Annotated in this window: 26 protein-coding genes; 11 read left to right on the top strand and 15 right to left on the bottom strand. The window is 55.2% G+C overall.

Annotation, left to right across the window (positions count from 1 at the left end; all coding sequences use genetic code 11):
• The first annotated feature begins 217 nt into the window (after window positions 1-217).
• Entirely contained in the window at window positions 218-661 is a 444-nt protein-coding gene (gene hpaR / locus ACJ9N4_RS17970) for a homoprotocatechuate degradation operon regulator HpaR (protein ID WP_182919356.1), read from the top strand.
• Between the two features lies 1 nt (window position 662).
• Here hpaR and ACJ9N4_RS17965 read toward each other — a convergent pair whose 3' ends face one another.
• The 4 genes from ACJ9N4_RS17965 to ACJ9N4_RS17950 are packed head-to-tail and all read right to left on the bottom strand — an operon-like array spanning window position 663 to window position 4,198.
• Window positions 663-1,919 carry an FAD-dependent oxidoreductase gene (locus tag ACJ9N4_RS17965; protein WP_411500687.1) on the bottom strand — a complete coding sequence of 419 codons (1,257 nt, stop codon included), beginning with the start codon at window positions 1,917-1,919 and terminating at the stop codon, window positions 663-665.
• Complete coding sequence (locus tag ACJ9N4_RS17960; RefSeq protein WP_411500686.1) at window positions 1,906-2,160, bottom strand: (2Fe-2S)-binding protein; 255 nt, start codon at window positions 2,158-2,160, stop codon at window positions 1,906-1,908. Before ACJ9N4_RS17960 ends, ACJ9N4_RS17965 begins: the two co-directional genes overlap by 14 nt.
• On the bottom strand, window positions 2,157-3,260 hold the full coding sequence (locus tag ACJ9N4_RS17955) for an NAD(P)/FAD-dependent oxidoreductase (RefSeq protein WP_182273595.1): 1,104 nt from the start codon (window positions 3,258-3,260) through the stop codon (window positions 2,157-2,159). Before ACJ9N4_RS17955 ends, ACJ9N4_RS17960 begins: the two co-directional genes overlap by 4 nt.
• Entirely contained in the window at window positions 3,257-4,198 is a 942-nt protein-coding gene (locus tag ACJ9N4_RS17950; RefSeq protein WP_411500685.1) for a 4-hydroxyproline epimerase, read from the bottom strand. The genes ACJ9N4_RS17955 and ACJ9N4_RS17950 overlap by 4 nt, the downstream gene beginning before the upstream one ends.
• A gap of 308 nt (window positions 4,199-4,506) precedes the next feature.
• On the opposite strand from ACJ9N4_RS17950, the gene ACJ9N4_RS17945 reads away from it, so the two are divergent.
• From ACJ9N4_RS17945 to tsr, 6 genes are all read left to right on the top strand, one after another.
• Complete coding sequence (locus ACJ9N4_RS17945) at window positions 4,507-5,322, top strand: AraC family transcriptional regulator (protein ID WP_182273593.1); 816 nt, start codon at window positions 4,507-4,509, stop codon at window positions 5,320-5,322.
• Window positions 5,323-5,460: 138 nt separating this feature from the next.
• Entirely contained in the window at window positions 5,461-6,381 is a 921-nt protein-coding gene (locus ACJ9N4_RS17940) for a dihydrodipicolinate synthase family protein (protein WP_182273592.1), read from the top strand.
• A gap of 14 nt (window positions 6,382-6,395) precedes the next feature.
• Complete coding sequence (locus ACJ9N4_RS17935) at window positions 6,396-8,003, top strand: aldehyde dehydrogenase (NADP(+)) (RefSeq protein WP_411500684.1); 1,608 nt, start codon at window positions 6,396-6,398, stop codon at window positions 8,001-8,003.
• 11 nt (window positions 8,004-8,014) lie between these two features.
• A complete protein-coding gene (locus tag ACJ9N4_RS17930) occupies window positions 8,015-9,616 on the top strand; it encodes an APC family permease (protein ID WP_182273590.1) in 1,602 nt (533 codons plus the stop codon).
• A gap of 12 nt (window positions 9,617-9,628) precedes the next feature.
• Window positions 9,629-10,639: an Ldh family oxidoreductase gene (locus ACJ9N4_RS17925; RefSeq protein WP_411500683.1), complete on the top strand. Its 1,011-nt coding sequence runs from the start codon at window positions 9,629-9,631 to the stop codon at window positions 10,637-10,639.
• A 117-nt stretch (window positions 10,640-10,756) separates the two neighbouring features.
• Complete coding sequence (tsr, locus tag ACJ9N4_RS17920) at window positions 10,757-12,418, top strand: methyl-accepting chemotaxis protein (protein WP_182919362.1); 1,662 nt, start codon at window positions 10,757-10,759, stop codon at window positions 12,416-12,418.
• Window positions 12,419-12,481: 63 nt separating this feature from the next.
• Here tsr and ACJ9N4_RS17915 read toward each other — a convergent pair whose 3' ends face one another.
• The 9 genes from ACJ9N4_RS17915 to ACJ9N4_RS17875 all read right to left on the bottom strand — a co-directional run bounded on the left by ACJ9N4_RS17915 (window position 12,482) and on the right by ACJ9N4_RS17875 (window position 19,871).
• Window positions 12,482-12,991 (bottom strand): GNAT family N-acetyltransferase, encoded by a 510-nt coding sequence (locus tag ACJ9N4_RS17915; protein WP_196390777.1) that lies wholly within the window; start codon window positions 12,989-12,991, stop codon window positions 12,482-12,484.
• Between the two features lie 14 nt (window positions 12,992-13,005).
• Window positions 13,006-15,297, bottom strand: a complete 2,292-nt coding sequence (gene opgB / locus ACJ9N4_RS17910; RefSeq protein WP_196390778.1) for a phosphatidylglycerol--membrane-oligosaccharide glycerophosphotransferase — start codon at window positions 15,295-15,297, stop codon at window positions 13,006-13,008.
• Window positions 15,298-15,566: 269 nt separating this feature from the next.
• Window positions 15,567-16,049 carry a DUF2501 domain-containing protein gene (locus tag ACJ9N4_RS17905; protein ID WP_182273636.1) on the bottom strand — a complete coding sequence of 161 codons (483 nt, stop codon included), beginning with the start codon at window positions 16,047-16,049 and terminating at the stop codon, window positions 15,567-15,569.
• A gap of 85 nt (window positions 16,050-16,134) precedes the next feature.
• On the bottom strand, window positions 16,135-16,872 hold the full coding sequence (gene dnaC / locus ACJ9N4_RS17900) for a DNA replication protein DnaC (protein WP_182273637.1): 738 nt from the start codon (window positions 16,870-16,872) through the stop codon (window positions 16,135-16,137).
• Window positions 16,869-17,414, bottom strand: coding sequence for a primosomal protein DnaT (gene dnaT, locus ACJ9N4_RS17895; protein ID WP_182919365.1), 546 nt, complete (start codon window positions 17,412-17,414; stop codon window positions 16,869-16,871). Before dnaT ends, dnaC begins: the two co-directional genes overlap by 4 nt.
• A 137-nt stretch (window positions 17,415-17,551) precedes the next feature.
• Window positions 17,552-17,980 (bottom strand): organic hydroperoxide resistance protein, encoded by a 429-nt coding sequence (locus ACJ9N4_RS17890; RefSeq protein ID WP_023310299.1) that lies wholly within the window; start codon window positions 17,978-17,980, stop codon window positions 17,552-17,554.
• A gap of 84 nt (window positions 17,981-18,064) precedes the next feature.
• Complete coding sequence (locus ACJ9N4_RS17885) at window positions 18,065-18,517, bottom strand: MarR family winged helix-turn-helix transcriptional regulator (RefSeq protein WP_182273639.1); 453 nt, start codon at window positions 18,515-18,517, stop codon at window positions 18,065-18,067.
• A gap of 113 nt (window positions 18,518-18,630) precedes the next feature.
• A complete protein-coding gene (locus ACJ9N4_RS17880) occupies window positions 18,631-19,104 on the bottom strand; it encodes a threonine/serine exporter (protein ID WP_182273640.1) in 474 nt (157 codons plus the stop codon).
• Window positions 19,095-19,871 carry a threonine/serine exporter ThrE family protein gene (locus ACJ9N4_RS17875; protein ID WP_182273641.1) on the bottom strand — a complete coding sequence of 259 codons (777 nt, stop codon included), beginning with the start codon at window positions 19,869-19,871 and terminating at the stop codon, window positions 19,095-19,097. Before ACJ9N4_RS17875 ends, ACJ9N4_RS17880 begins: the two co-directional genes overlap by 10 nt.
• Window positions 19,872-20,276: 405 nt before the next feature.
• Here ACJ9N4_RS17875 and ACJ9N4_RS17870 point away from each other — a divergent pair, with 405 nt between their 5' ends.
• Complete coding sequence (locus ACJ9N4_RS17870) at window positions 20,277-21,014, top strand: helix-turn-helix transcriptional regulator (RefSeq protein ID WP_182273642.1); 738 nt, start codon at window positions 20,277-20,279, stop codon at window positions 21,012-21,014.
• On the top strand, window positions 21,011-21,646 hold the full coding sequence (gene bglJ, locus ACJ9N4_RS17865) for a DNA-binding transcriptional activator BglJ (RefSeq protein WP_182274622.1): 636 nt from the start codon (window positions 21,011-21,013) through the stop codon (window positions 21,644-21,646). The genes ACJ9N4_RS17870 and bglJ overlap by 4 nt, the downstream gene beginning before the upstream one ends.
• Before the next feature lie 38 nt (window positions 21,647-21,684).
• On the opposite strand, the gene ACJ9N4_RS17860 is transcribed toward bglJ, so the two are convergent.
• Window positions 21,685-22,143 carry a YbaK/EbsC family protein gene (locus ACJ9N4_RS17860; protein ID WP_182273643.1) on the bottom strand — a complete coding sequence of 153 codons (459 nt, stop codon included), beginning with the start codon at window positions 22,141-22,143 and terminating at the stop codon, window positions 21,685-21,687.
• Window positions 22,144-22,471: 328 nt separating this feature from the next.
• Between ACJ9N4_RS17860 and ACJ9N4_RS17855 the strand changes: the two genes are divergently transcribed.
• Window positions 22,472-23,818, top strand: a complete 1,347-nt coding sequence (locus ACJ9N4_RS17855; protein WP_182273644.1) for a PTS sugar transporter subunit IIC — start codon at window positions 22,472-22,474, stop codon at window positions 23,816-23,818.
• Window positions 23,819-23,917: 99 nt separating this feature from the next.
• Here ACJ9N4_RS17855 and ACJ9N4_RS17850 read toward each other — a convergent pair whose 3' ends face one another.
• The gene (locus ACJ9N4_RS17850; RefSeq protein ID WP_182273645.1) at window positions 23,918-24,982 is read right to left on the bottom strand and encodes a GGDEF domain-containing protein; all 1,065 of its coding nucleotides are present in this window, start codon (window positions 24,980-24,982) and stop codon (window positions 23,918-23,920) included.
• Between the two features lie 216 nt (window positions 24,983-25,198).
• Between ACJ9N4_RS17850 and ACJ9N4_RS17845 the strand changes: the two genes are divergently transcribed.
• Window positions 25,199-25,468 carry a DUF1435 domain-containing protein gene (locus ACJ9N4_RS17845; RefSeq protein ID WP_182919366.1) on the top strand — a complete coding sequence of 90 codons (270 nt, stop codon included), beginning with the start codon at window positions 25,199-25,201 and terminating at the stop codon, window positions 25,466-25,468.
• Window positions 25,469-25,586 lie beyond the last annotated feature (118 nt).

The following is a 25,586-nucleotide window of genomic DNA, read 5'->3' as shown; positions in this document are numbered from 1 at the left end:
GATCTGGTTTTATGCTTTTGCTGTTTGTTTCGCAATCAGAAGTGAAGAAATTGTGATATGAATAACAATAAATTTACATATCAATTTTAAATTCTATATAAATCATTCTGTTAATAAAATTGACTGGTTTCTGTTAGACTTTTTGATGTAAAACGTGTTGTTTATAAAAACATCTTTTTTAAATTGTTTACTTGTTAATGATTGGCGGGGAGAGGCTATGCATGACTCATTAACCATCGCGCTGTTGCAGGCGCGGGAAGCGGCGATGGCTTACTTTCGCCCGATTGTGAAGCGGCATAATCTGACCGAACAGCAGTGGCGGATTGTGCGCGTGCTGGCAGAAAGCCCGTCGATGGATTTTCACGACCTGGCGTTTCGGACCTGCATTTTGCGTCCGAGCCTGACGGGCATTCTCACGCGCATGGAGCGCGACGGTCTGGTGCTGCGCTTAAAGCCGGTGAATGACCAGCGCAAGCTGTATGTGTCGCTGACCAAAGAGGGGAATGTGCTGTACGAGCACGCACAGGCGCAGGTGGAAGAGGCGTATCAGCACATTGAAGCGGAATATACGCCGGAGAAGATGAAGCAGCTGACGGCGCTGCTGGAAGAGTTTATCGCGCTCGGCAATCGCCATATTGCAGAGCGCGGGGAAGAGGAATAACTCAGCCCTCCGGCTTCGCCATGTGGATCAACGTGTCGATACGCGCGGGGGAAAGGGGCTCGCGCGGTTGTGGCAGCGGCCAGCCGTACAGCCAGCGGGCGCTGGTGGCGCAGGTTTTTCCCTGGCAGGCACCCATCCCACAGCGTGATGCGAGCTTCGCCGCCTGCCAGCTTTCGGCATTTTGCACATCGCCGCAGCGCACGTCCTCGCAGCGGCAGAGCAGCGTATCCGCAGTGACAACCTCTTTTAGCGCGTCCGGTAAGGCAAAGGTGGTATGTAGCGCCCGGGAAAAACGTTGCCAGCGGGCACGGGCGGCGATGGCTTTTTCTGCCTTTCCGGGATTATTCGCCGCGATATAACCCGCGATTTCCCCTTCTGCCAGCGCCAGCTCACTGCCACCAAAGCCGGTGCATTCTCCTGCAGCGTAGATATCCGGCACGCTGGTGCGTTGCTCTGCATCAACCCAAATTGCCTGATTTTCCGTTTTGCAGCCAAAAATCAACCCGGGTTCAAGGTTCGGCACCAGTCCGTAGCCGATAGCCAGCCTGTCGCAGGCGATCTCCCGGATTTTTTCCTGATGACGTACGGTGACGGAGTGCAGATGCGAGTCACCCTGCGCACGGATAACCTGGCTTGCCGGGTGGTAGTGGGCGGGGAAAAGCTCGCCGAGCTGGCGCAGTTTTTCAGGCCAGCGCCAAAGCCCCACCGCGAAGCGGGCCAGCGCGCTCACCGGAGCCTGTTCGATGATGGCAACGATATTTCCGCCCGCGCGTTTCACCGTGCTGGCGACCGCCAGTAGCAGCGGGCCGCTTCCGGCAATGATCACCCGTTCGCCGTTGAGCGACAGGCCATGTTTAATCTGTGCCTGTAGCCCTCCGGCTCCCGTCACGCCGGGTAACGTCCAGCCGGGAAACGGCAGCGAAAGCTCGCGCGCACCGCAGCATAAAATTAACCGCTGCCAGCGGATCTCTCCGCAGCCATCTGCGGTTTCAAAAACAATGGAATGCGCGTGAGGACGGGCAATCAGCCGCGCGCCGTTCAGCAGCGTAATGCGCGGCTGTTCTGCCACTGCCAGGCGAAGGCGACGGGCCCGTCGGGGCAGCGAGACCTGCGGGCCATCGCGCCAGATTTGCCCGCCAGGACGCGGGTTGTCGTCAAGAACCATGACCGATTTTCCGCAGCGTGCGGCGGCCAGCGCCGCCGATAGCCCGGCTGGCCCTGCGCCGAGGATCAGAATTTCGCAGTCAAACATTCGCATACTGGCTCCTTTCAATCACCATATCGGGCTGGCATTCCGTCTGGCAGGCCAGCACCCGGCGTCCGTTTACCGTGACGCGACACTCCTGGCATATTCCCATTCCGCAGAAGGGCGCTCGCCGTTCGCCGCTGACCGAGTGGCGTGTGACACCGTTGCCCATCAGCGCCAGTGCTGCCGCGATGCTGATACCAACGGGAACCTCGCAGGGCTGGCCGTCGATAATCATGTTCAGGATCGTCATGCGATGGCCTCCTGTTTGTACAGCCGTGCGGGAAGCCAGGCGTTTGGGGAAACCGCCGGGCGCTCGCCCAGGATCTGCGCGCTAAGCAGCTCGGCGGTTGCGGGGGCCGTCGTGACGCCCAGCCCTTCATGACCCAGCGCCAGCCAGACACCCGGACGTGTGGGATGCGGGCCAATGAGCGGATTGCCGTCTGCCGATGCAGCGCGAAAACCGCTCCAGCAGCGGATGATATTCAGGCTCTCCAGCGAGGGTAAAAAATGACGTGCGCGCGCCAGCATTTGTGCCAGCAAGGGGAGATCCAGCTCGCGGTCCGTGTTATCGAACTGGCGGGAAGAGCCAATCAGTAACTGTCCGGTGGGGCGAGGCTGGATGTTAAACGCCACCGACGTTCCGCCTGCGTGGGCGCTGGCCCCGTATCCCAGCTCCACTAGCTGGTGGCTGAGCAACGGGCCGTAACGGTCGGTGATCGCCAGCTGGCCTTTTTTCGCCCTGAGCCAGTTTTCCTCCAGCAGCGTGTTGGCATTCAGACCACAGGCGATGACGATAGCGCCCGCACGCAGACGTTCACCGCTGCGCAGGGTGACGTAAGGAGCCTCGACAGAGAGGGCGCTATCACGAAGATGCGTGACGCCGGCATCGTCAATAAACCAGCGGGCGACGTTCGGTGCGTAGACGATACTGTCACCGGGCACCCACAGCCCGCCGGTGAGCCGGGAGGTGAGCAGGGGTTCGCGTGCGGCAAGCTGCTCGCGGGTGAGCATCTCGCTGGTGACCTGGACCTGTGCCATCCGCTGCTGTTTTTCCTCTGCCAGCGCAAGCTCCTGCGCAGTTTCCGCCAGCCACAGGGTGCCGCATCCGCGCCAGGCGCAGCTTTCCGGCATCCGGGGGGTCAGTTCCCGCCAGCGTGCCAGAGACCAGGCGGAGAGGGTGAGTTCGGCGGGGTCGTCATCCATACAGACCAGGTGACCCATACCCGCTGCCGTCGCCCCGGCGTTGCCGTCGTCGACCAGCGTGACCCGTTGCCCGCGCTTTGCCAGTTGCCAGGCGCAGGCCGCGCCGATAATCCCGGCCCCGATGACAATCACGTCACTTTCGATCACAGCACGATCCCCCAGCGGAACGGATCGCCAGCATTGAGGATCAACCGGTTATCACCGCAGACCCACGCCTCACCGCGGATCGTCGGTACGATTTTGTCGCCATGCGGCACGTAGTGGGCGGTAAATTCGCTGCCGATGATGCTCGCCTGTCGCCAGGTTTCTCCGGGCCTGAGTTTGCCATCCGCCGCCAGACAGGCCAGCTTGGCGCTGGTGCCAGTGCCACAGGGCGAGCGATCCCAGGCTTTACCGGGGCAGAGTACAAAGCTGCGGCTGTCCGCATGGGTATCCTCAGCAAACAGTTCGATATGGTCGATAATGCCGTCATGTTCGCCGCGAATACCTGCATGTTCTAGCCCTTCACGGATTGCCCAGGCGTATTCGGTCAATTCAGGGAGCTTATCCGGTGTGACTGCAAACGGATGATCGCTGACGAGGAAGAACCAGTTGCCGCCCCAGGCGATATCGCCCGTGGCCGTGCCGTGGGCGGTTTCTACCTGCACCTGCTTACGCCAGCGATAAGCCGGGACGTTTTCGACTGAGACGCTGCCATCTTCGTGCAGCGTAGCGGTAACGTCACCCACCGGGGTTTCAATCACGTGTCGGCCTGGCTGAATGCACCCAAGCCAGGCCAGCGAGGCAATAAGCCCGATAGTGCCGTGGCCGCACATGTTCAGAAAGCCGCAGTTGTTGAAGAAGATGACCCCCGCCGTGGCCTGCGGTGAAACTGGCTTACAGAGCAGGGCTCCGACCAGCACGTCGTTACCGCGTGGCTCAAGGATGATGGCTTTACGCCAGTCGTCGTAATCGCGGGCAAAGCGCGCCCGGCGCTCGGCCATGCTGCCTGTTCCCAGATCCGGAAAACCGTCGATGACCAGGCGGGTGGGTTCGCCGCCGGTGTGGGAGTCAATTACTCTCAGTTCACTGTGCTGCGCTGTCATGGGATCTCCGGGAAGTTAAAATCTTGTTGCTAAATGCTGGCGTAAGCCTGACGTTCCGGCTTGATCGCTTTCGTCACCGGAAATGACGAAATCAGCACAGTGACCGGTTTCATTCTTAAGTGAAATTCATATTTATTTCTTATTAATCATTCTGTTGATGGTGTGGTAAACCAAAAAAGGGGACTGCGCCAGTGGATGATACAGAGGAAATGACAAACCTGTGGCAGGATCGCAAAACGCAGCATGGGGGCTTGATGAGTTAATGAAAAGTTAATAAAGATCCAGCTCACTAATCGGGAGGAAGCGTTATGTCCTGTGTTATTGATGATGTGCTGGCTCCGTCGCCGGTGCTGGAAGTGTCTGAACTCAGCCAGATATGTGAAGGGCTGGCGCGCCAGCGTCCGGAAGATATCCAGATGTTGCTGAATGCGATAGCGTTGATTGCACCCTTGCTCAATGCCATTCCTGACGTGGTGTTTTTTGTTAAAGACGTGCAGGCGCGCTATCTGATGGTCAACATGACCCTGGCACGCCGCTGTGGGTTTAAGAACGTTGTTTCTCTGCTGGGCAAAACCTCTGCCGATGTGTTCCCTTCCGCGCTGGGGCAGGGGTATACCGAACAGGATATGCGGGTGTTGCGTGAGGGGGTGACCCTGCGCGATCAGCTGGAGATGCATCTCTACAATGGTCGTGAGCGCGGCTGGTGTTTGACTCAGAAGCTGGCGCTTCGGGATGCGCAGGGCCAGGTGATCGGCATGGCAGGCATTTCGCACGACTTGCAGGAAGCGCAGGCGCGTCACCCGGCGTGGCAGCGGCTGGCGATTGTCGATGAGCATATCCGCAACCATTACCACCGGCCAATCGCGATGGAAGAGCTGACCGCGCTGAGCGGCATGTCGGTGGCGCAGATCGAACGCTACTGTAAGCGCATTTTTCACCTCACCCCACGCCAGATGATCCACAAGGTGCGGCTGGAAAAGGCCACCGAGCTGCTGGCCGGCGATACGCCGATTACCGATATTGCCCTGCAATGTGGTTATACCGATCACAGCGCGTTTAGCCGCCAGTTTAAAGCGATGACCGGCTCTACGCCGCGTGATTTTCGCATCACGCTGGCCGGGTAAGACAAACTCACTGTGCTAATTTCGTCATCAAAGGGGAGGAAAACCACCAAGCCGTCGGTCGCCTGAAACGTCAATCTGTCAGTGAATATTCACCATTCATTCACTTTGATTTAACAAATTGACGACAAGGAACTGAACATGAGCAAGAAAGCCATTCACTGGAGCGGTGTATTTCCGGCAGTCACTACCCAGTTTCGTAGCGATTACTCTCTCGATCTGGACGCCACCCATGCAGTGATGAAAAACCTGGTCAGGGATGGTGTTTCCGGCCTGGTGGTGTGCGGCAGCGTGGGGGAGAACACCTCGCTGACCACGCAGGAAAAGCTGCAGATTATCGAGGTGGCGAAAGACGCGGCGGGCGGTCAGATCCCGGTGATTGCCGGGGTGGCTGAATTCACCACCGCGTTTGCGCAGAAGATGGCGAAAGAGGCTGAGCGCGTGGGCGTTGACGGTATTATGGTGATGCCTGCGCTGGTTTACTCCTCTAAGCCGCATGAAACTGCCGCCCATTTCCGCAGCGTGGCGACCGCCACCGACCTGCCGATCATGGTGTACAACAACCCGCCAATCTACAAAAACGACGTGACGCCGGACATTCTGGCGACGCTCACCGACTGCGACAACATCGTCTGCTTCAAAGACTCCTCCGGCGATACCCGCCGTTTTACCGACCTGCGTAACGCCGTTGGTGACCGCTTTGTGCTGTTTGCCGGGCTGGATGACGTGGTGGTAGAGAGTATTGCCGTTGGGGCGGAAGGCTGGATCTCCGGGATGTCGAACGCTTTCCCACGTGAAGGGGAGACGTTGTTCCGCCTGGCGAAGCAGCAGCGGTACGAAGAGGCGATGGCACTTTACCGCTGGTTTATGCCGTTGCTGCATCTGGACGCGCGTCCGGATCTGGTGCAGTGCATTAAGCTTTGCGAAGAGTTGCTGGGACGCGGCAGCGCCATTACCCGTCCACCGCGTTTAGCGCTGGAAGGGGAGACCCGTGCGCACGTGGTGGCGGTTGTTGAGAAGGCGCTGGCGACCCGACCGCAGCTGCCGGACGTAGGCCTCTGAGAAAAGGAACGACGATGACTTTATCTCTCTGCATATCAGGCCAGCAGTTTATCGCCGGACGCCGCGTGGCAAGCGGTGAGGCGACGCTGCCGGGCCTGCGTGCCGCTGACAATGAGCCGACCGGATACCGTTTCTTCCCGGCCTCCCGCGAGGAGGTCGCCGCTGCGGCACTGGCGGCTGAGCAGGCGTTCCCTGTCTTTTCGCAGACCTCACCCGAGGTGCGCGCCCGCTTTCTCGATACCCTCGCCGACGAGCTGGATTTACTCGGCGAGGACTTTTTCGCGATAGCTCACCAGGAGACGGCGCTACCGCTGCCACGGCTGCAGGGAGAGCGCGCCCGTACCAGCAATCAGCTGCGGATGTTTGCGGGTGTGCTGCGCCGGGGTGACACCTTTGGCGTGCGTATTGATACCGCGCTGCCTGCACGCCAGCCGCTGCCGCGCCCGGATCTGCGCCAGTATCTGACCGCGCTGGGCCCGGTGGCGGTGTTCGGTGCCAGCAATTTCCCGCTGGCCTTCTCCACGGCAGGAGGCGATACCGCTTCCGCACTGGCGGCAGGCTGTCCGGTGGTGGTGAAAGCGCATCCCGGACATATGGCAACGGCGGAGTTGACCGCCCAGGCCATTGTGCGCGCAGTTGATAAATCGTCGCTGCCTGCGGGCGTTTTTAACATGATTTTCGGCACCGACATTGGGGCTGAGCTGGTTCGCCATCCGGCTATTCAGGCGGTCGGTTTTACCGGCTCACTGCGCGGCGGCAAGGCGCTGTGGCAGCTGGCGCAGCAGCGTCCGCAGCCAATACCGGTTTTTGCGGAAATGTCAGCCATTAACCCGCTGATGATTCTGCCTCAGGCGTTAGCTACCCGGGCAGAGACGCTGGCAAATGAGCTGGTGGCCTCCTTCACCCTGGGCTGTGGGCAGTTTTGTACGAAGCCGGGGCTGATCCTCGCCCTGCGGGGGGAGGGTTTTACCCGCTTCACTCAGGCGCTGAAGGCGGCGGTGAATCAGGCTCCGGCACAGACCATGCTGAATGCCCCGACGCTGGCGCACTATCAGGAAGGCGTCAGCGCGTTTGAGGCGCATCCCGCTATTCAGCGGCTGGCGGGAGCTGACGGATTGGCCACAGGCTGCGCACAGGCCCGGCTGTATCAGGCTCCGGCTTCGCTGCTGCTGGCAGAGGATCCACTGTTACAGCATGAGGTGTTCGGCCCGATGGCGGTGCTGGTGGAGGTGGCTGACGAGGTTGAACTGTTGTCTATTCTGCGCGCCATCCCGGGCCAGTTGACTGCGACGGTTCACGCGGAATCTGACGACGGGCCGCTGGCGCAGCGCCTGCTGCCTGCCCTGAGCGAAAAAGCAGGGCGCGTGCTGTTTAACGGTTATCCGACCGGGGTGGAAGTGTGCGATGCGATGGTACACGGCGGTCCGTGGCCTGCCACCACTGACTCACGCGGTACTTCCGTAGGGACAAAAGCCATTGAGCGTTTTCTGCGCCCGGTGTGCCTGCAAAACGTGCCTGCCGCACTGTTGCCGCCTGCTGTCCAGGATGCCAACCCCCTGAACCTGCTGCGCCAGATTAACGGGCAGTGGACCCGGGAAGCCATTTCCCCCTCTGTTGACTGAAGGGCTTGACCATGACGATCCACTCTACGCATCAAACACAGTCCCGCGTTGTTGAGTCGGGGAAATTTAAAAAGCAGCTCACGCTCACCGACCTGACGTTTATCGGTCTTGGGGCGATCTTTGGCTCCGGTTGGCTGTTTGCTGCAAGCCATGTGGCATCCATTGCCGGGCCAGCGGGGATTGCCTCGTGGGTCATCGGCGGGATTGCGGTTCTGCTGCTGGGGATTGTCTATTGTGAGCTGGGGGCCGCGCTGCCCCGCGCCGGGGGGATTATCCGTTATCCGGTGTTCTCCCACGGTGAGCTGATGGGCTATCTGCTCGGCTTTATTACGCTGATTGCGTTCTCCAGCCTGATCTCTATCGAGATTGTGGCCGCGCGCCAGTATGCGGCAGCCTGGTTCCCGATGCTGACTCAGCCCGGGTCGAGTGACCCGACGCTACTGGGCTGGGGGGTGCAGTTTTTGTTGCTGTGTTTCTTCTTCGGACTGAACTACTACAGTGTGAAAACGTTCGCCCGCTCCAATAACATCATCAGTATTCTGAAGTTTTTGGTGCCACTGGCGGTCGTCGTCACCCTGTTTACCTTCTTCAGGCCTGAGAACCTGCACGTTCAGGGCATTGCGCCGTTTGGCATGTCGGGCGTGGAAGCGGCGATCAGCGCGGGGGGGATAATCTTTGCCTACCTGGGGCTGACGCCAATCATCTCGGTGGCGAGCGAAGTGCAGAACCCGCAGCGTACCATCCCGGTGGCGCTGATTTTGTCGGTGGTGCTGTCGACGATTATCTACGTGCTGCTGCAACTGGCGTTTCTCGGCAGTATTCCGACGGAGATGCTGGGTAGCGGCTGGGCGGAGATCAGCAAGCAGTTTTCGCTGCCGTACCGGGATATCGCCATTACGCTCGGGATGGGCTGGCTGGCATTTATGGTGGTGTGTGACGCGATTGTCTCCCCAAGCGGCACTGGCAATATCTATATGAACGCCACGCCGCGCGTGATTTATGGCTGGGCGAAAGCGGGGACGTTCTTTAAGGCATTCACCCACATTGATAAAGAGTCTGGCATTCCGCGTCCGGCGCTGTGGCTGACTTTCGCGATGTCTATCTTCTGGACGCTGCCGTTCCCGTCATGGGAACAGCTGATTAGCGTGGTGTCGGCGGCGCTGGTGCTGAGCTATGCCATTGCACCAGTCACGGCGGCGGGGTTGCGCCGTAATGCGCCGGATCTGCCGCGCCCGTTCCGCGTGCGCGCTTTCGGGGTGATCGGCCCGGTGTCATTTGTGATTTCGGCGTTGATTGTGTTCTGGTCTGGCTGGGGCACGCTGTCGTGGCTGCTGGGGCTGCAAATTGTGATGTTTGTGGTCTACGTGTTGTGCAAATCTAAAGTGCCGGTGCATACCGTCAGCCTGGCGCAGCAGGTGAAATCGTCCCTCTGGCTTATCGCCTTCTACGCGCTGATTATGCTCTTCTCCTGGCTTGGCAGCTTTGGTGGTTCGGGAGTGATTGCGCATCCGTGGGATACAGTCATCGTGGCGGTGATGTCGCTGGGAATTTACTACTGGGGCGAGCGAACCTGCCTGCCGCAGGCTAACTTTACCGGGGACGAAGAAGAGTAAGAGGTGTCGGTAATGGAGATGGTCAACCTCTCGTTAACAGAGGCTTATGCGCTGGCACACCGGGTGCTGCGCGGGAATGGATTCAGTGAGGCACATGCCGCCGTGGTGGCAAAAAATGTCACCCACGGTGAGCGTGATGGTTGTGCCTCGCATGGTTTATGGCGGTTGCTGGGGATTGTTGCGACCCTGCACAAAGGGAAGGTGTCGCCAGACGCTGAGCCGGTTATCACCGATACCGCGCCCGCCATCGTGAAGGTGGACGCCGGTGGGGCATTTTCCCTGCTGGCGTTCGAGCGGGCGCTCCCGCTGTTGATGGAAAAGGCACGGCACAGCGGAATGGCTGCTCTGGCGATTAATCGTTGCGTACACTTTTCGGCGCTGTTTGCCGATGTCGAGCCGTTGACGGATGCGGGGCTGGTGGCACTGGCTACCACCCCCAGCCATGCGTGGGTCGCCCCCGCTGGCGGGACGAAGCCACTGTTTGGCACTAACCCGATTGCGTTTGGCTGGCCGCGCGGGGATAAACCACCGTTTATCTTTGATATGGCCACCAGTGCGGCAGCCCGCGGTGAGATCCAGCTCCATCAACGGGCGGGAAAAGCGGTACCGGAAGGGTGGGGGATCGACCGCGACGGCCAGGCCACCACGGATGCGCAGGCGATCCTCGACGGTGCGATGCTGACGTTCGGCGGATATAAAGGTTCGGCGCTGGCGGCGATGGTTGAACTGCTTGCCGGGCCGCTGATTGGCGACATGACCAGCGCGGAGTCGCTGGCGTGGGATAATGGTGCAGGCGGATTGCCCTATGGTGGTGAGCTTATTCTGGCGCTGGATCCGGCTCGCTTCCTGGGTACGGACGCAGCGCGGCATCTGGCGCGTGCCGAGACGCTTTTTATCGGGATGCAGCAGCAAGGCGCTCGTCTGCCGGGTGAGCGTCGCTATTTTTCTCGTGAGCGTACGATCCGCGAGGGAGTGAATATAACCCATTCACTTTTCAGGGATATCTCTTCTCTGATCAAATAATCGTCGGCGTTATCAACATATCAGGAGGGATTATGTCCTTCCTGGTAGTACGTTTTTCGTAAAGTTTTCCTTTCCCAGGCCGAAAATTCTGTTATCTGTCTGATGGAAAGAGAAAACATGTTAAATCGTATCAAGATTGTCACCAGCTTAATGCTGGTTCTCGCTATTTTTGGCCTGTTACAACTTACCTCCGGTGGTCTTTTCTTCAATGCCCTCAAGCATGACAAAGAGAACTTCACCGTCCTGCAAACCATTCGCCAGCAACAATCCACGCTGAACGGCAGCTGGGTTGCGTTGCTGCAAACCCGTAACACCCTGAACCGTGCGGGCATCCGCTACATGATGGATCAGAGCAATATTGGCAGCGGCGCGACCGTTTCCGATCTGATGCACATTGCTTCTGCGTCTCTGAAACAGGCGGAAAAAAACTGGGCTGACTACGAAGCCCTGCCGCGTGACCCGCGTCAGAGCGACGCCGCAGCGATGGAAATCAAACGTAACTACGATATCTACCACGGTGCGCTGGCGGAGCTGATCCAGCTGTTGGGTGCAGGCAAAATCAATGCGTTCTTCGATCAACCAACCCAGAGCTATCAGGATGGTTTTGAGAAGCAGTATGTGAGCTACCTGCAGCAGAACGACAAGCTGTACCAGACCGCGGTGGAAGACAGTAACAGCTCTTACAGCCAGGCTATCTGGGTGCTGATTAGCGTGCTGGTTGCCGTGCTGGTAGTGATTATTGCCGTCTGGCTGGGTATTAAGCAGGCGCTGATCTCCCCGCTGAACCGTCTGATCGACAGCATTCGCCATATCGCCAGCGGCGACCTGGTGAAACGCATTGATGTGGAAGGTTCCAACGAGATGGGGGTTCTGGCCGACACGCTGCGTCATATGCAGGGTGAGCTGGTGCGTACCGTGGGTGACGTGCGTAACGGTGCGAACGCCATCTACAGCGGCGCGAGCGAAATCTCGATGGGTAACAACGATCTCTCTTCCCGTACTGAACAGCAGGCTGCTTCCCTGGAAGAGACCGCTGCCAGCATGGAACAGCTGACCGCGACGGTTAAGCAGAACGCCGAGAACGCCCGTCAGGCGAGCAACCTGGCGCTGAGCGCGTCTGAAACCGCGCAGAAAGGCGGTAAAGTGGTGGATAACGTGGTGCAAACCATGCGTGACATCGCCGGCAGTTCGCAGAAGATTGCTGATATTATCAGCGTGATCGACGGTATTGCTTTCCAGACCAACATTCTGGCACTGAACGCGGCGGTAGAAGCGGCGCGTGCGGGTGAGCAGGGGCGTGGTTTTGCCGTGGTTGCGGGTGAAGTGCGCAACCTGGCACAGCGCAGCGCCCAGGCGGCACGCGAAATTAAGAGCCTGATTGAAGACTCCGTTGGCCGCGTGGAAGTGGGTTCTACCCTGGTAGAAAGCGCCGGTGAAACGATGGGTGAAATCGTCAATGCGGTGACCCGCGTGACTGACATCATGGGTGAAATCGCCTCTGCCTCTGACGAGCAGAGCCGCGGTATTGACCAGGTGGGTCTGGCGGTGGCTGAGATGGATCGCGTGACCCAGCAGAACGCCTCGCTGGTGGAAGAGTCCGCCGCTGCTGCGGCCGCGCTGGAAGAGCAGGCGAGCCGTCTGACGCAGGCCGTTGCGGTATTCCGCATTCAGCAGGAGCAGATGAAAGCGCGCGAGCTTGCCTCAGCGAAAACCGTTGCCCCGGTCATGGCGCGTAAAGCGGCAACGGCCGATGCGGGCGATAACTGGGAAACGTTCTAATTCTGTCTGTTGTGCCGGGTGGCGGTTGCGCCTGACCCGGCCGATGGTTCGGTTTTTTAGCGCCTAAATAAGATGCCGGCGCATGGCACAGCGAGAGTCATACGCTAATCCGTGCGCGGCTTCTTCCTCTCTTTTCTGACGCAGCTCTGGCGTTAATTCTGTGACTATTTCAAACCCCAGCCGCGAATAAAACGGCGCATTCCACGGTACGTCACGGAAGGTGGTCAGCGTGAGCGACGTCAGCCCCAGTTTGCGAGCCTGCTCAACAGCACAGGCGATAAGCTGCCGACCGACGCCTTTTCTCTGCCAGTCCAGGTGAACCGAGAGTTCCACAATAAACAGCGATGTGGGATGTATCTCCGCGAGGATGAAACCAACCGGCTTATCCCCGACCAGCGCCAGCCAGCTCATCCCTTGTTCGATACAGGCCAGATGACGTTCTGCTGAAATGGCAGGGCTGTCGGCAAGCCATGCCAGCGCAGGAATCTCACGAAAGCGCTGGCCTGCGGCGCGCTCAATGGCGGGCAGGGCAGCGACATCGTGAAATGTTGCAGGTCGAACGGTCATTTTCATGGTGTACAGATCCATCAGCCCGCGCTGCTCACGATTTTAATTTCAACCATTCCGATCCCAAGCTGTCGCGGTGAGTGGCCGAGGATATTGCCTTCGTTAGTGGATTGCGGATCTGGCGGCACAATCACCAGGGTCTTGCTGCGCGATGGGTTATCGAAATGCAGCGTGGTGGTGGTGACGTTGTTTCCGAGCGTTAACGTTTGTTCTTGATTGCCCACGCGTACAGGAATGGGCTGGTTTGCGTTCGGCCCAAAGGCTTTCGCCGTGATCACCAGATCGAATTTTTCCGGCAGAGGATGGGTGTACTCAATTTTCACCTCATCGCCCAGTTGTGCGTTGGACCAGCGTCCCCAGGATTCGGGGCGGGAGATGCCGCTGAACTGCTTCACCTCTTCCGGGGCTCCGGCCACGTTGAAGATGAAGCTGTCGGCCTTGTAGCGGATATCGTTGTCGACGATTTTCAGCATGTCGACGTTACGCTGGTAGCGCGCGGTATCAATAACCGTATCCTTAAACGCGGTTTTACTTTTCCACTGTGCTTTGTCGACGCGCTGGACAGTCTGTTCCCCCCCGAGCTGCCCCTGAGAAACACACCAGTCGGTAGAAAGCGCCAGCGGCTGCGACCAGAGCTGGCCCATTTTGTAGCATTTGTCGACCCAGACAAAGTTATCGCGCGGGGCGAAATCGGCCAGTTGGAAACGCAGCGGCGCGGAGTATTCACTTTCCGGCAGCGGCTCGACCCGGTTATCCGACACGCGCAGCAGTAGCGGCAAGCGGAAATGGCTACCGGAGAACGCGATCATGCTTTTATCCTGATCGATGGTGAAGTCTTTCATCTCTTTCGGGAAATTCCATAGCCGGATGATATCCGGTTTCCATGCGAGGATTTTTTCCTTCATGTTGAGGAACACTTCTGACAACGATTGTCCCGACAGCGTGCTGCGGCCAAGACCGATAAAGTTATCTCCCCCCAGGATATCCAGCACGGTGGCTCCGTTATCCATTGAGTTGCGTTTGGTGGCAATCACCTCCTGTTGTGGGTGATCGCCGCGCAGAACGAAGAACAGGTTGGTGCGATCCTGTTTATTAAGGGCATCCCATGCGCTGTTTTTCATCGCCAGGTGGTCAGAAGAGACAACAATTACCGTGTTTTTAAAATACGGTGAGGCTTTGATTTTCTCGACTAATGCCGCGATATGCTCCTGGCTGCAGGCCACGGCGCTGAAGGATTTATTACTCTTACCGTCAATGGCGTAGTTTTTACGCTTACAGGTGCGTGAAACGAATCCGTCAGGATGGTGGGTATCCACGGTCAGGGCAAAGAGCGAGAAGCGCTTGCCGGAGCGAGACAGCTCCTCGAATTTCTTCCAGGTTTCGTCCAGCACCGTATCATCGTAGAAGCCCCAGTCGTTACGATAATTCGGATCGGCGACCGTGGTTTTTAACTCTTCTGAACCATACAGATAGTCAAAACCGTGCGATTTCAGGAACACGTCTTTTCCGGCAAAGCGCAGGTTGGCACCTTGTACAAAATAGTTTTCGTAGCCGGAGTTCTTCAGGATATCGCCAAGACAGATATTCTGCGGGAAGAAGCTCGACATCGAGGCTGAAGCATTGCCTTCAAATGGCGCAAAAAGCGGGATACCGCACTGTGAGGCGACCATGCCGGCGATGGTGTAATCAGTACCGGGTAATTGCATGGTGTGGCTAAAGTCGAGACCGTCGTTTTTCAGCGCGCCCAGCTCCGGCGTGAGGTTCGGGAAGGCATCGTCATCAAAATACGTGCGTTCCAGACTCTCGCCGTAGATATAGACCAGGTTGAGCTTCGGGTGGTCTATCTTTTTCGATGGCTCTTTGTAATACGCCACGAAATCCGGATCGCCGTCGCGCGACTGGGATTTTACCAGCTCGGTTATCTGGTGAAATGCCGGGCTGGCGTCGACGGAGGCCAGCGCAAGGAAAAGCGCCAGCAGGCTGTAGCCATGATGATGAGGACGATGCCGACGGCGGCGCAGTACCCAGGTGAGAGTCCCAAAAATGGCAACCAGCGCCAGGACGACTCCCAGACCTGGAAGTATGTACTTACTGACACCCGCACCGGTCAGGCTGTTGGTCAGGGTATAGAGCACCGCATCGTTAATACCGTCTCCGGTAAAATAATTACTGGCGTACAGGGTAATGTTTAAAACAATGAAAATACCGAGTACCCCCAGCGTGACGACAAACCACCAGGTGTTACGGCCCGCTTTCCAGGCGTAAACGCCGATGGAAGCCAGGAAAAGGAATAGGGACACTAACTCTGACAACAAGCTATCCTCATCACGCCAGGATCTTAGCTGGCTAACTGTTCATGTTTTGGTAGTACAATGTAATTACGATGTTGTTAAGCTGCAATTTTAGTGTCACTAAAGCATGCAGTTGTTAGGAATTGGTTTATAAAATCGCTTTTTTGAAGGCGGTCGCATCCTGACATATGGACGCTGAGACGGTGGCAGGTGGTAAAAACGCTCAGTTGACGCCGCGTTGCAAGACTATCGTAATAAACGCGGCGTGTTGTGGCAGAAAATGGGGTGGATCAGGAGATGAAATTAATGCCCTGTTTCAGTACCAGATCGCAGGCTTTGGTTTTCACCTGTTTCGCCAGCGAGGAGTTGCCGATAGTGCTCAGGTTAAGCTGCTGCCCGTTTTGCGCATTGAGCAGGCCCTGAATACCATCCATATAGCTGGTGTCCTGTTTCTGTTCCTGGGTATCCAGACCCAGTTTACCCAGCACCTGGTTTTTCACGTTTTGTGCGTCGGTCACGGAGGCCAGTTTTTGCTTCGCACAATACTCCAGAATACCCGCGGCGTTATTCATTGTGCCCGCGCTCAGCCCCTGAGTGCTGCCACCTAACAGGCTGGTGAGGGAAGACGCTGACAGACCGCCCTGAGAACTGCTGCTCTCTTTGGTGAGTTCGTTCGCGGCACTGGTCAGAGAATCCTGCCATGATGCAGCCTGCACCGCGCCGGTAACCAGCAGTGCGCCTAACAGTGTGCTGAAAAGAAAAGTTTTTTTCATAGTGGCTTACTCAAAAAAGGTCCGTTTCGGGCCGAAAGTGGCTCCAGTATATACCTTCGGGTCACCTGCATTTCCTGGAAATATCCTAATACTCTTTGCCGGTGACGCGGCTGCGATAACTTTCCCAGTCAAAGATGACATACAGACTGTTGCCGAGCTTCATGCGATCCATCACGCGTTCGCCCAGTAAGCGGGTCATCTCGTCGATATTGTGGTTCGTCAGCATGCCGGTTGGGCGTTTGGAAGAGGAGCGGCGATCGACAATCTGGTTAATGATCACTTTTTCATAGCGTGATTCGGTCTGGACGCCAATTTCGTCGATGACCAGTAAATCGACGTTGCTCAGATCGTTAAGCAGCTGTTCTTCGCTGGTTTCACGGTTGCTGAAGGTGTCTTTCATGGCGGACATAATATCGGCCACGGTGATGATTAATACGGATTTCCCGCGCAGCAGCAGTTCGTTGCAGATGGCGGCGGCAAGGTGGTTTTTCCCGGTGCCTGGCTTGCCGCTAAAGATGAAGCTGGCGATGTTGCCGTCGAATTCATCCACGTACTGACGTGCGGCGGCGAGAGCGTTCATCTGCCCGTTGCTCTCAAGCTTATAGTTATCAAAAGAGCAGTTCTGGTGTAGCGGACGGATACCGGAGCGATTAAAGGTGCGCTGCATTTTCATCGCCCGGTTTTCGCGGGCGAGGGCGGCTGCACGGATCTCACCCTGTTCCTTTTGCCATGCCAGCAGTTCTTCACCCGTGGTAAAGGCGGGTTTTACGTTAGCGGGCATCATTTTTTGCAGACGTTTCATCAGGTCGCCGACGTTTTTCATTTCGCACCTCGGAATCCGTTGGGGATCTGTTTATCCGGTTCTGAAAACGCGTTGATATCGCGCTTTGGTTGCCCGCCGTTGCTGGCGCGGTTGATTTGAAGGCTGCGTGCGAGCTTTTGCTGCCACTGAATATGGGTGAATACTTTGCCTTCTGCCTGCCACCAGGCGGTGAACGCGGCCAGCTCTTCGGGGGTTGCGGGCTGAGTCAGTGCAATGCCCCATAGCGCCGCCTGACGCTGAAAATCGGCGTCCGGCTGCCAGCCCGCGTACAGGGCAAATTTCCCCATCGGGATGGCCATGGGGGCGTGACCCGGTTCGTCAAAGAACTGGTTATCCAGAGTGACATCGCTCGCCGGGCGTGACAACCGCGCTTCAATTTCCAGAAGCTGCGCCAGACGCTCCGGTGTAATTGCATAAAACGCCGGAGCGTTATCGGCAAACACGGCAAGCGTACCGCCTTCGGCATGGGTCAACACGCCACGGGGATCGCGCATAAAGGCATCAATGCCAGCGACGCTGTTGGTCAGGATTCTGGAGGACATAACACTTTCTCTGCTGATAACTACGGGCGTGATATGGGTTTATGGTAGCACAGAGCGGGGGAGGGAATGGAGGGGGAAAGTGCGGGTTGATGCCCTCACCCTAACCCTCTCCCACAGGGAGAGGGAATCGGTCTGGATTACGCGATAATGTTCAGCGTTACGTCGATATTACCGCGGGTGGCGTTGGAGTATGGGCAAACAATGTGCGCAGCATCCACCAGTTTTTTGGCTTCAGCAGGATCCATACCTTCGACGTGGATGTTCAGTTTTGCTTCAATACCAAAACCGGTTGGCAGCGGGCCAATCCCCACTTCGCCTTCAATAAAGGCATCTTTTGGCAGAGTGAATTTGTCACGTGCGGCCACAAACTTCATTGCGCCCAGGAAGCAGGCAGAGTAACCCGCAGCAAACAGCTGTTCAGGGTTGGTGACTTCACCGCCCATGCCGCCCATCTCTTTTGGCACACCCAGTTTAACGTCCAGGACGCCATCGGAAGAGGTGGCGCGGCCATCACGGCCTCCGGTTGCTTTGGCTTTGGCAGTGTAGACAACTTTTTCTAAAGACATGGCAGGTTCCTCATCTTACGTTTATGTGTGCTATTAAATAGCGTGCGATATATATGGGTAAATAAATACGCGTAAAGTATAGCCTTACGCGTGCTGTAACTGTTGTCGCAAAAGTTCAAGCTGTTGCTTGAGTGCCAGCATACTGTCAGTGTCACATTGTGCTGCACAGCCCACCGCGTGAGGGACTTCCAGCGCTTGTTGCTGAAGTGCGCGCCCCGCATCACTCAGGGTGACCGCGACCTGACGCTCGTCTTTACGCGAACGATGGCGGTTTATCAGCCCGGCACTTTCCAGACGTTTTAACAAAGGCGTCAGGGTGGCGGAGTCAAGAAACAACCGTTCACCAATGTCCGACACCGTAATGTCATCCTGCTCCCACAGCACCAGCATCACCAGGTATTGCGGGTAGGTCAGGTTTAGCGGTGCCAGCAGTTGCCGGTACAGCTTGTTAAGCGCCAGATTTGCCGAATAGAGGGCAAAACAGAGCTGGTTATCCAGCAGAAGCGCGGTGGTGGTGTCGTTCGTTTTTGCATTCATGGATTGAATATAGGTAGTGCGCGATATAATTGCAAGCGATTTTATTGGTGAGCGCCATTCAGCACCAGGCGGAATGGCGAGATTATCCCCACGGCAGCGAAACAACTCGACTCTCAAACGCGTGGACGTTTGCGGTACAGCCACAAACCGGGGATCGACAGCCCGATGGAGAGCGCTCCAACAATGGAGGATGCCTTAAGAAAGTTGCTCAGCAGGAGGATCATTTGTGGCTCGCTGTAGCCAAAGTGACTGATTTTTACTGCTGAAATCATGGCCGTATAGGCGGAGATGCCCGGGAACATAGGGATAACGGCTGCGACGGTGAACACTTTTGGATGTGCCAGATACCAGCGTGACCACTGAATGCCAATGCTGCCAATCAGCATTGAGGCGATAAATGTCGACCATTCGATGTTAAAGCCCGCCGTCATCATCAGCATCCGCGAGCCGTGACCAATAGCACCCAGCAGAGCACACCACGGCAGTGCACGTTGCGGTACGTTAAATACCATCGCAAATCCGACGGCAGGAATGGCGGCCAGGAGCATGTCCTGCGCCAGTGCGAGCAGAAAATCTATTACGCCCATCCGCGTAACCCCCACAGTGTCATTGCCATGACCACACCGATGCAGGTGGCCAGCGTAAGTAAACTGGCGATAGCCCAGCGAGCCAGACCGGTATTGATATGTCCTTTAAACATGTCGGCAACCGCGTTAATTAACGGAAAGCCTGGTACCAGCAGGAGTACGCTGGCGGCCATAGCAATGGTGGGAGTATCGGCAAACTGTGGCAGGCGCAGGAGCAAGCCTGAAACCGTGGTGGCGACAAACGCGGTAATGCAGAAGTTAATTTGTGGGTGCAATTGCCGGTGCGTCAGTAACTGACGGACATACATGGCGAGGCTGCTGGCGAAGAACGTGATGAGTGCGCCGTCCCAGCCACCTTTATTGAGCTTACAAAAACAGGCGCATGACAGTCCCACCATCAGCACAACCAGCCAACGTGGATAGCGTAATGGCCTGATTTGGTTAAACCGTTTCTCAATCTCCTTGAGGTCGAGCAGTTTGTGCTCCGCAAGAATAACGATATGCTGCACCTCCGTCACAACGTGCATATTAATACCGCGATCGTGGTTTTTACGGGTGGAGGTCAGGCACTGACCGTCTTTAATGGTGGTCAGCACAATGGCGTTTGATGAGATAGCGCTTTCAACGCTATCCATACCCATCGCCAGCCCCAGCCGCGTAGAAAGTTCCTCGACCAGCGCGCTTTCCGCTCCATGCTGGAGGAGAAAAAGTCCGCACTGAATACATAGCCGCGTTATCGCACGCTGCATTGACTGATCTGCCTGCATGTATTGCCCTGAAGAGAAGAAAGAATGCTTGCCTGATGGCACTGAATGCTTACTTTTAGCACAAAGAGAGGTGTCTTGTGCTCTGGGTCAGATCAAGGTTTGTGCAAACAGTTGTCACCCGGTTTGCGCAACGGTGCGTGCCTTAATTCATTAATATTGTGAATTCTTTAATCTCAAAATATAAAACATTTATATTAAGTTTTTCTAATTTTATATTTTCGTTATTTTAAGGTTGTTTGAATTAAATTTAGTTGATCTTTATGAGATATTATAACTGTTTTAGACGTTTCTTAATTCAATAACATCTGCCATCTTCTGCGTGTATTAATCAGTTGTGCATTCAGGGGCGAATGTACGTTAAACCTAAAGATTACCCGATAAATGAAAAATGGACACGGAGGGTCTATGTTGCCATTGAATGGTAAACACGGAGTGGTGATTAGCAGGATACCCGTCATGCAAAACGGGTTGGGTAGCGTCATGGCACGTCATTTTCCTGAGTTTGAGCTGACCTACTGCCGCTCACTGCAAGAGTTAACCTTGCTTCAGTTACGCCGTGCTGACGTCATTATTGCTGATGTTTCAGGGTATTACGGCAACCCCCGGGGCTTACTGGAAGAGTATTACGGTTTATTGAACCAATACCGGGGTATTCACTGGATTTTTTTAGTCTCCCGTCCTCTTTATCCGATTGCTGTTGAGCTGCTTATGCGTCCGGAAAGTACGTTACTTTCTGATATGGAGCCGATTGAAGGCGTGATTAACGCTATTCGTGCAGGTAGCGATCGGGCGGAGCGGATAAGCCAGACGTTATTACTGGCAGAATCACCAGGCTCTGAAGATGAAGACGAACACTTTATTGCGCTCACACACTCCGAACGCAAAGTATTGCGCCTGTTAGGTAAAGGTTGGGGAATTAACCAAATTGCCACACTGCTCAAGAAGAGCAACAAAACGATTAGTGCGCAGAAAAATAGTGCGATGCGCCGGTTGTCACTACGTAGTAATGCCGATATGTACGCCTGGATCAGCAGTACACAGGGAATGAGAGAGCTGAGTTTAATGTCAGCCTATGGAGAGTATGAGGAATGGAAAAGACCGTTACAGCAAGACATATCGCTGTCATCGAAAATTGCGCAATGAGTGCGGTTGGGCTGCAGCATCTCTTTGCGATGCCTGAGCTCAGCCATTATCAGTTGCACCTGTTTACTCAGTTCGACAGTTTTAAGGCGGCACTTCCTCACATCTCCTTTTTCTCGGTGATTTATTCACTGTCTGATGCGCGAGAGGAGCGTCGTAACTGTCTGGCCTGTCTGCGGGATCTTGCGTTTACTCATAGTGACATCCAGCGGATTATACTGGCATCTGATGAGATGGAAGCGCGGTTGATTGGCCATCTTTCGCCTTCACGCCTTCATGGCATTATTAGTAAGGCGGTGTCGCTTAGCCACCTGCAGGCGGAGTTGCTTGCGTTGCTAAGTGAAACACATCGAATCAATGACAATGTACTGAACCACTGGTATGTGAGCCAGAGCAGGATGTTAAGCCCAACGGAGCGCGCGATTTTGCGGTATATGTCCTTCGGGTATTCCATCCCTGAAATCGCGACACAGCTTGAACGTAATATTAAAACCATCCGGGCGCATAAGTTTAACGCGATGGTGAAGCTGGGGGTTAATTCAGATGTAGGGCTACTGGACGCGGCGGACATTTTGACTCATCTTCCGGCCAGAGATACTCGAGGCTCTGTGTTAAGCACGCCAGTATTCTCATAACCTGGTGTGGATGCGCCAGATACGCTCTGGCGCAACGATCAAATGCAGACATCGACCCACCTGGCGGATGTCAGCTCAGCCATCCGCTCAGGTGAAATGCGCACAGCACTGTGGATTGCACCGGCAGCGGGGAGCACTTCAGCGTATTGTTTTAAGGAAATATCACAGTACACCGACAGCTGGTTTTCCAGCCCGAACGGGCATACGCCGCCAACAGGATGGCCGGTGATGGTGACCACCTCATCACTACTGAGCATGCGTGCTTTCGCACCAAAGGTGTCTTTCAGTTTTTTGTTATCCAGACGTGCATCACCTTTCGCGACCACCAGAATCACCTCATTTTTGACCTTTAATGACAGCGTCTTGGCAATTTGCCCCGGCTCAACGCGATGGGCAGCCGCGGCCAGTGCAACGGTGGCGGTACTCTGGCTAAGTTCTATGACCTCTATATCCGGAGCGTTGTCGGCAAAAAACTGCTGTACAGACTGCAAACTCATTGTTTCCTCCTGACAAATATCCTGCGTAATCTGTCATAAGAAATTATGCTCTGTAAATATCTCTTAAGTAACAAATATCCCGTATGGCTGATTTCTGGATCGCCTTCACATTCACAGAAACCGGTTACAGTAACCGGTTGCGGAGCGTGCGTGAGAGATTAATACTGAGTACGTAACGTCCCCTGTATCCAATAATAAGAGCAAATTATGAAACCATTCTGTCTGAGCAGTACCGCTGGTACACAAGCCAGCAAGGTTGTGAAGCTGATTTATGGATTAACGTGTGGCGTGGATGCGCCTGTAACGAACGTCTGACAGGAGATCTGCTATGTCTGCCAACCATGCTGCGTTTAACCTGATATTCCGTTTTGTTGAGAATTACGTTAGCCCGATAGCCGGGCGGATCTCCTCCCAGCGTCATGTTATGGCTATCCGGGATGGGTTCATCTCCGCAATGCCGTTCATGATTGTAGGATCATTCTTGTTAGTGTTTGCTTACCCACCGTTTTCGCCAGATACCACCTGGGGCTTCGCGCGCGCCTGGCTGGATATGGCGAAGCAATTCGAAGGCCAGATCCTGACGCCGTTTGATATGACGATGGGGGTGATGTCTATCTATATCTGTGCGGCCATCGCCTATAACCTGGGCAAACACTATGTTAAGTCGTATCAGTTAGATCCGTTCATGTGCGCAATGCTGTCGCTCATGGCATTTCTGCTGGTCGCAGCGCCAAAAACCAAAGGCACTCTGCCTGTAGACAGCCTGGGGGGGACGGGGATCTTTACCGCCATTCTGGTGGCAATCTACTGCGTAGAGATGATGCGGTTCCTGAAAGCGCACAACATTGGTATTCGTCTGCCTGACCAGGTACCACCGATGATCAAAAACTCCTTTGATCTGCTGATCCCGGTACTGGTGGTGGTGCTGACGCTCTATCCGCTGAGTCTGCTGATTCAGTCTGAGTTTGGCATGTTGATCCCACAGGCCATTATGTCTGTCTTTAAACCGCTGGTTTCTGCGGCAGACTCCCTGCCTGCGATCCTGCTGGCGGTGTTGATTGGCCATCTGCTGTGGTTTGCAGGGATCCACGGTGCAGCTATTGTCTCCGGAATGCTGCAGATGTTCTGGCTGACCAACCTGGGGGCAAACCAGACCGCGCTGGCGGCCAGCCAGCCTCTGCCACATATCTTTATGGAAGCGTTCTGGACGTTCTTTATTGTGATTGGGGGTTCGGGAGCTACGATGGGGCTGGTGTTCTGCTATCTGCGCAGCCGCTCTGCACATTTGCGCTCAATTGGTCGTCTGAGCGTGGTGCCAAGCATCTTTAACATCAATGAGCCTGTCATTTTCGGCACCCCGATTGTGATGAACCCGGTGTTCTTTATTCCTTTCCTGCTGGCCCCTATGGTCAATGCCGTGCTGGCCTGGTCAGCGATGAAGTTTGATCTGATTAGCCGCGTGATCTCTGTCGTGCCGTGGACGGCTCCTGCCCCAGTGGGTGCCGCATGGGCACTGGGCTGGGATTTCCGCGCAGCCATCCTGGTGGTGGTGCTGGCCTGCGTATCGGCAATAATCTACTTCCCGTTCTTTAAAGTGTACGAGAAGCAGTTGCTGGAACAGGAAGCTGAAGAAGCGCAGCGTAATGCTGAAGAGGAAAACCAGCAGGTTGCATAGGTCAAAGCAAAACGGCAACCGGAGGTTGCCGTTTTGCTTGTTTACCCTTCTCACCGGAGAAGCCGTTATTATTCATGCCGACCTTTCCGGTCCCCGTCCTTATGTTGTCTGCATCTCTTCGCTGAACAGGATGTTATTACGTCCCATATGCTTCGCTTCGTAGAGGGCTTTATCCGCTTTTTCCAGCGCGCTTTCAACGTCGTCACCCTCAAAAATGGCAATGCCAATACTGATGGTGACGTTGGTGGCGACACTTTCGTTGAACATATGCGGGATTTTTAAATCGTAAACTTTCTGGCGGATCCGCTCTGCCGTCAGACGGGCATGTTCAAGCGAGATGTTGGTCAGCAGTACCATAAACTCCTCACCACCAAAACGCGCGACAATATCACGTGAACGCACGGCATTACGGATTGCCGCAGAGACCCGGATCAGCGCCTGGTCGCCCATCATATGGCCATAGTGGTCGTTGTAGGCCTTGAAGTGGTCGATATCCAGCAGCAGGACAAAGTGCTCGCCGTTTTCTACCGTCGGCAGGTTCTCCAGCCGGCTTTGCAGGCCACGACGGTTATACAGGCCGGTAAGCGGATCCATCATACTGAGATCGGTAAGCGTTTCTCGTTCTTCCAGTAACCGGGAGAGCAGCTCCTGAGCGAAATGGTCGTTACGTCTTTGCAGAATATTGTGAATACCAATCGCCACCACAGGCAGTGCGAAGGAGTAGGTCATTCTCAGCCAGTTTTCATGATTGCTTAACCACAGGCAGGCAATAAAGGCGGGTAAGGAATGCAGAATAAATGCTTTGATATTGCTGGCAAATGACAGTGAACCGATAAAAAGTACTGTTAATAACGCCATGATCAAATATGTCAGCTGATCGTGCGTAATTAACAAAAATTTCGAGACAATTTGCCAGGCCCATAAAGAACCGAAGATCGAGGAAACGACAGAAATATTGACTTTCCGGGTTCTGTTTTTCCAGTGCCAGAGGAGTAATCCACTACTGATTGCAAAAATAGCGAACAGGGGCATCGGAAACTGAGGGACAGAATAGAGCGGGTTTGTTACCGAGAACACGGCTGAGGTAGCGTTCAGGAATAAAAATAAACGTAAAGATAATTGATATTTGCTATTGACCAAAGACCGCCAGGATTGTGATGTCATAGTAGTACGTTTTTATTAAAATTTAATTAAAACAGATGAATAGGTGTTGTTTTTGAATAGTGAATGCAAAGTAAATCGAAAAATAATTATCAGAAAATCTTTATAGGTAGTTAACAGGTGAGCAATTTATCACCTTAGGCATTTCCTGTCATTACAGGAAAGGTAAAGGGCGATTGATTTTAATTATGCATGCTGACATATGATAATTATTACCATATGATATTGGTTATCATTATCGGTATGAAAGGGCAAAGCATGTTGAACAGGGCGCTGGGAAGTGGTTGGGGTGTACTGCTACCGGGGGTGATTCTGGGCGGTCTGATGTTTGCCGATCTCTCCATTGAGACCTGGAAAGCCATCATTGTTTCGGGGTTGTTGGTGACGTCGGCAATGATCTGGCATAAGCAGTTACGGCACTTTGTGTTGCTGCCATCATGCGTTGCGCTGGTCAGTGGAATTCTGGTGATACTGATGAGTTTGAAATAACAGGGAAAAAGAAGAGGTACAACAGAAGGGATGTAAGATAATTGGTGCGAGGGGGGGGACTCGAACCCCCACATCCTAAGGACACTAACACCTGAAGCTAGCGCGTCTACCAATTCCG

It is taken from the genome of Enterobacter sp. LM3 (assembly GCF_046622475.1).
Taxonomy (GTDB): Bacteria; Pseudomonadota; Gammaproteobacteria; order Enterobacterales; family Enterobacteriaceae; genus Enterobacter; species Enterobacter cloacae_P.
Note: the sequence above shows the minus strand (reverse complement) of the source record. Positions and strands in the feature narration are given on the sequence as shown.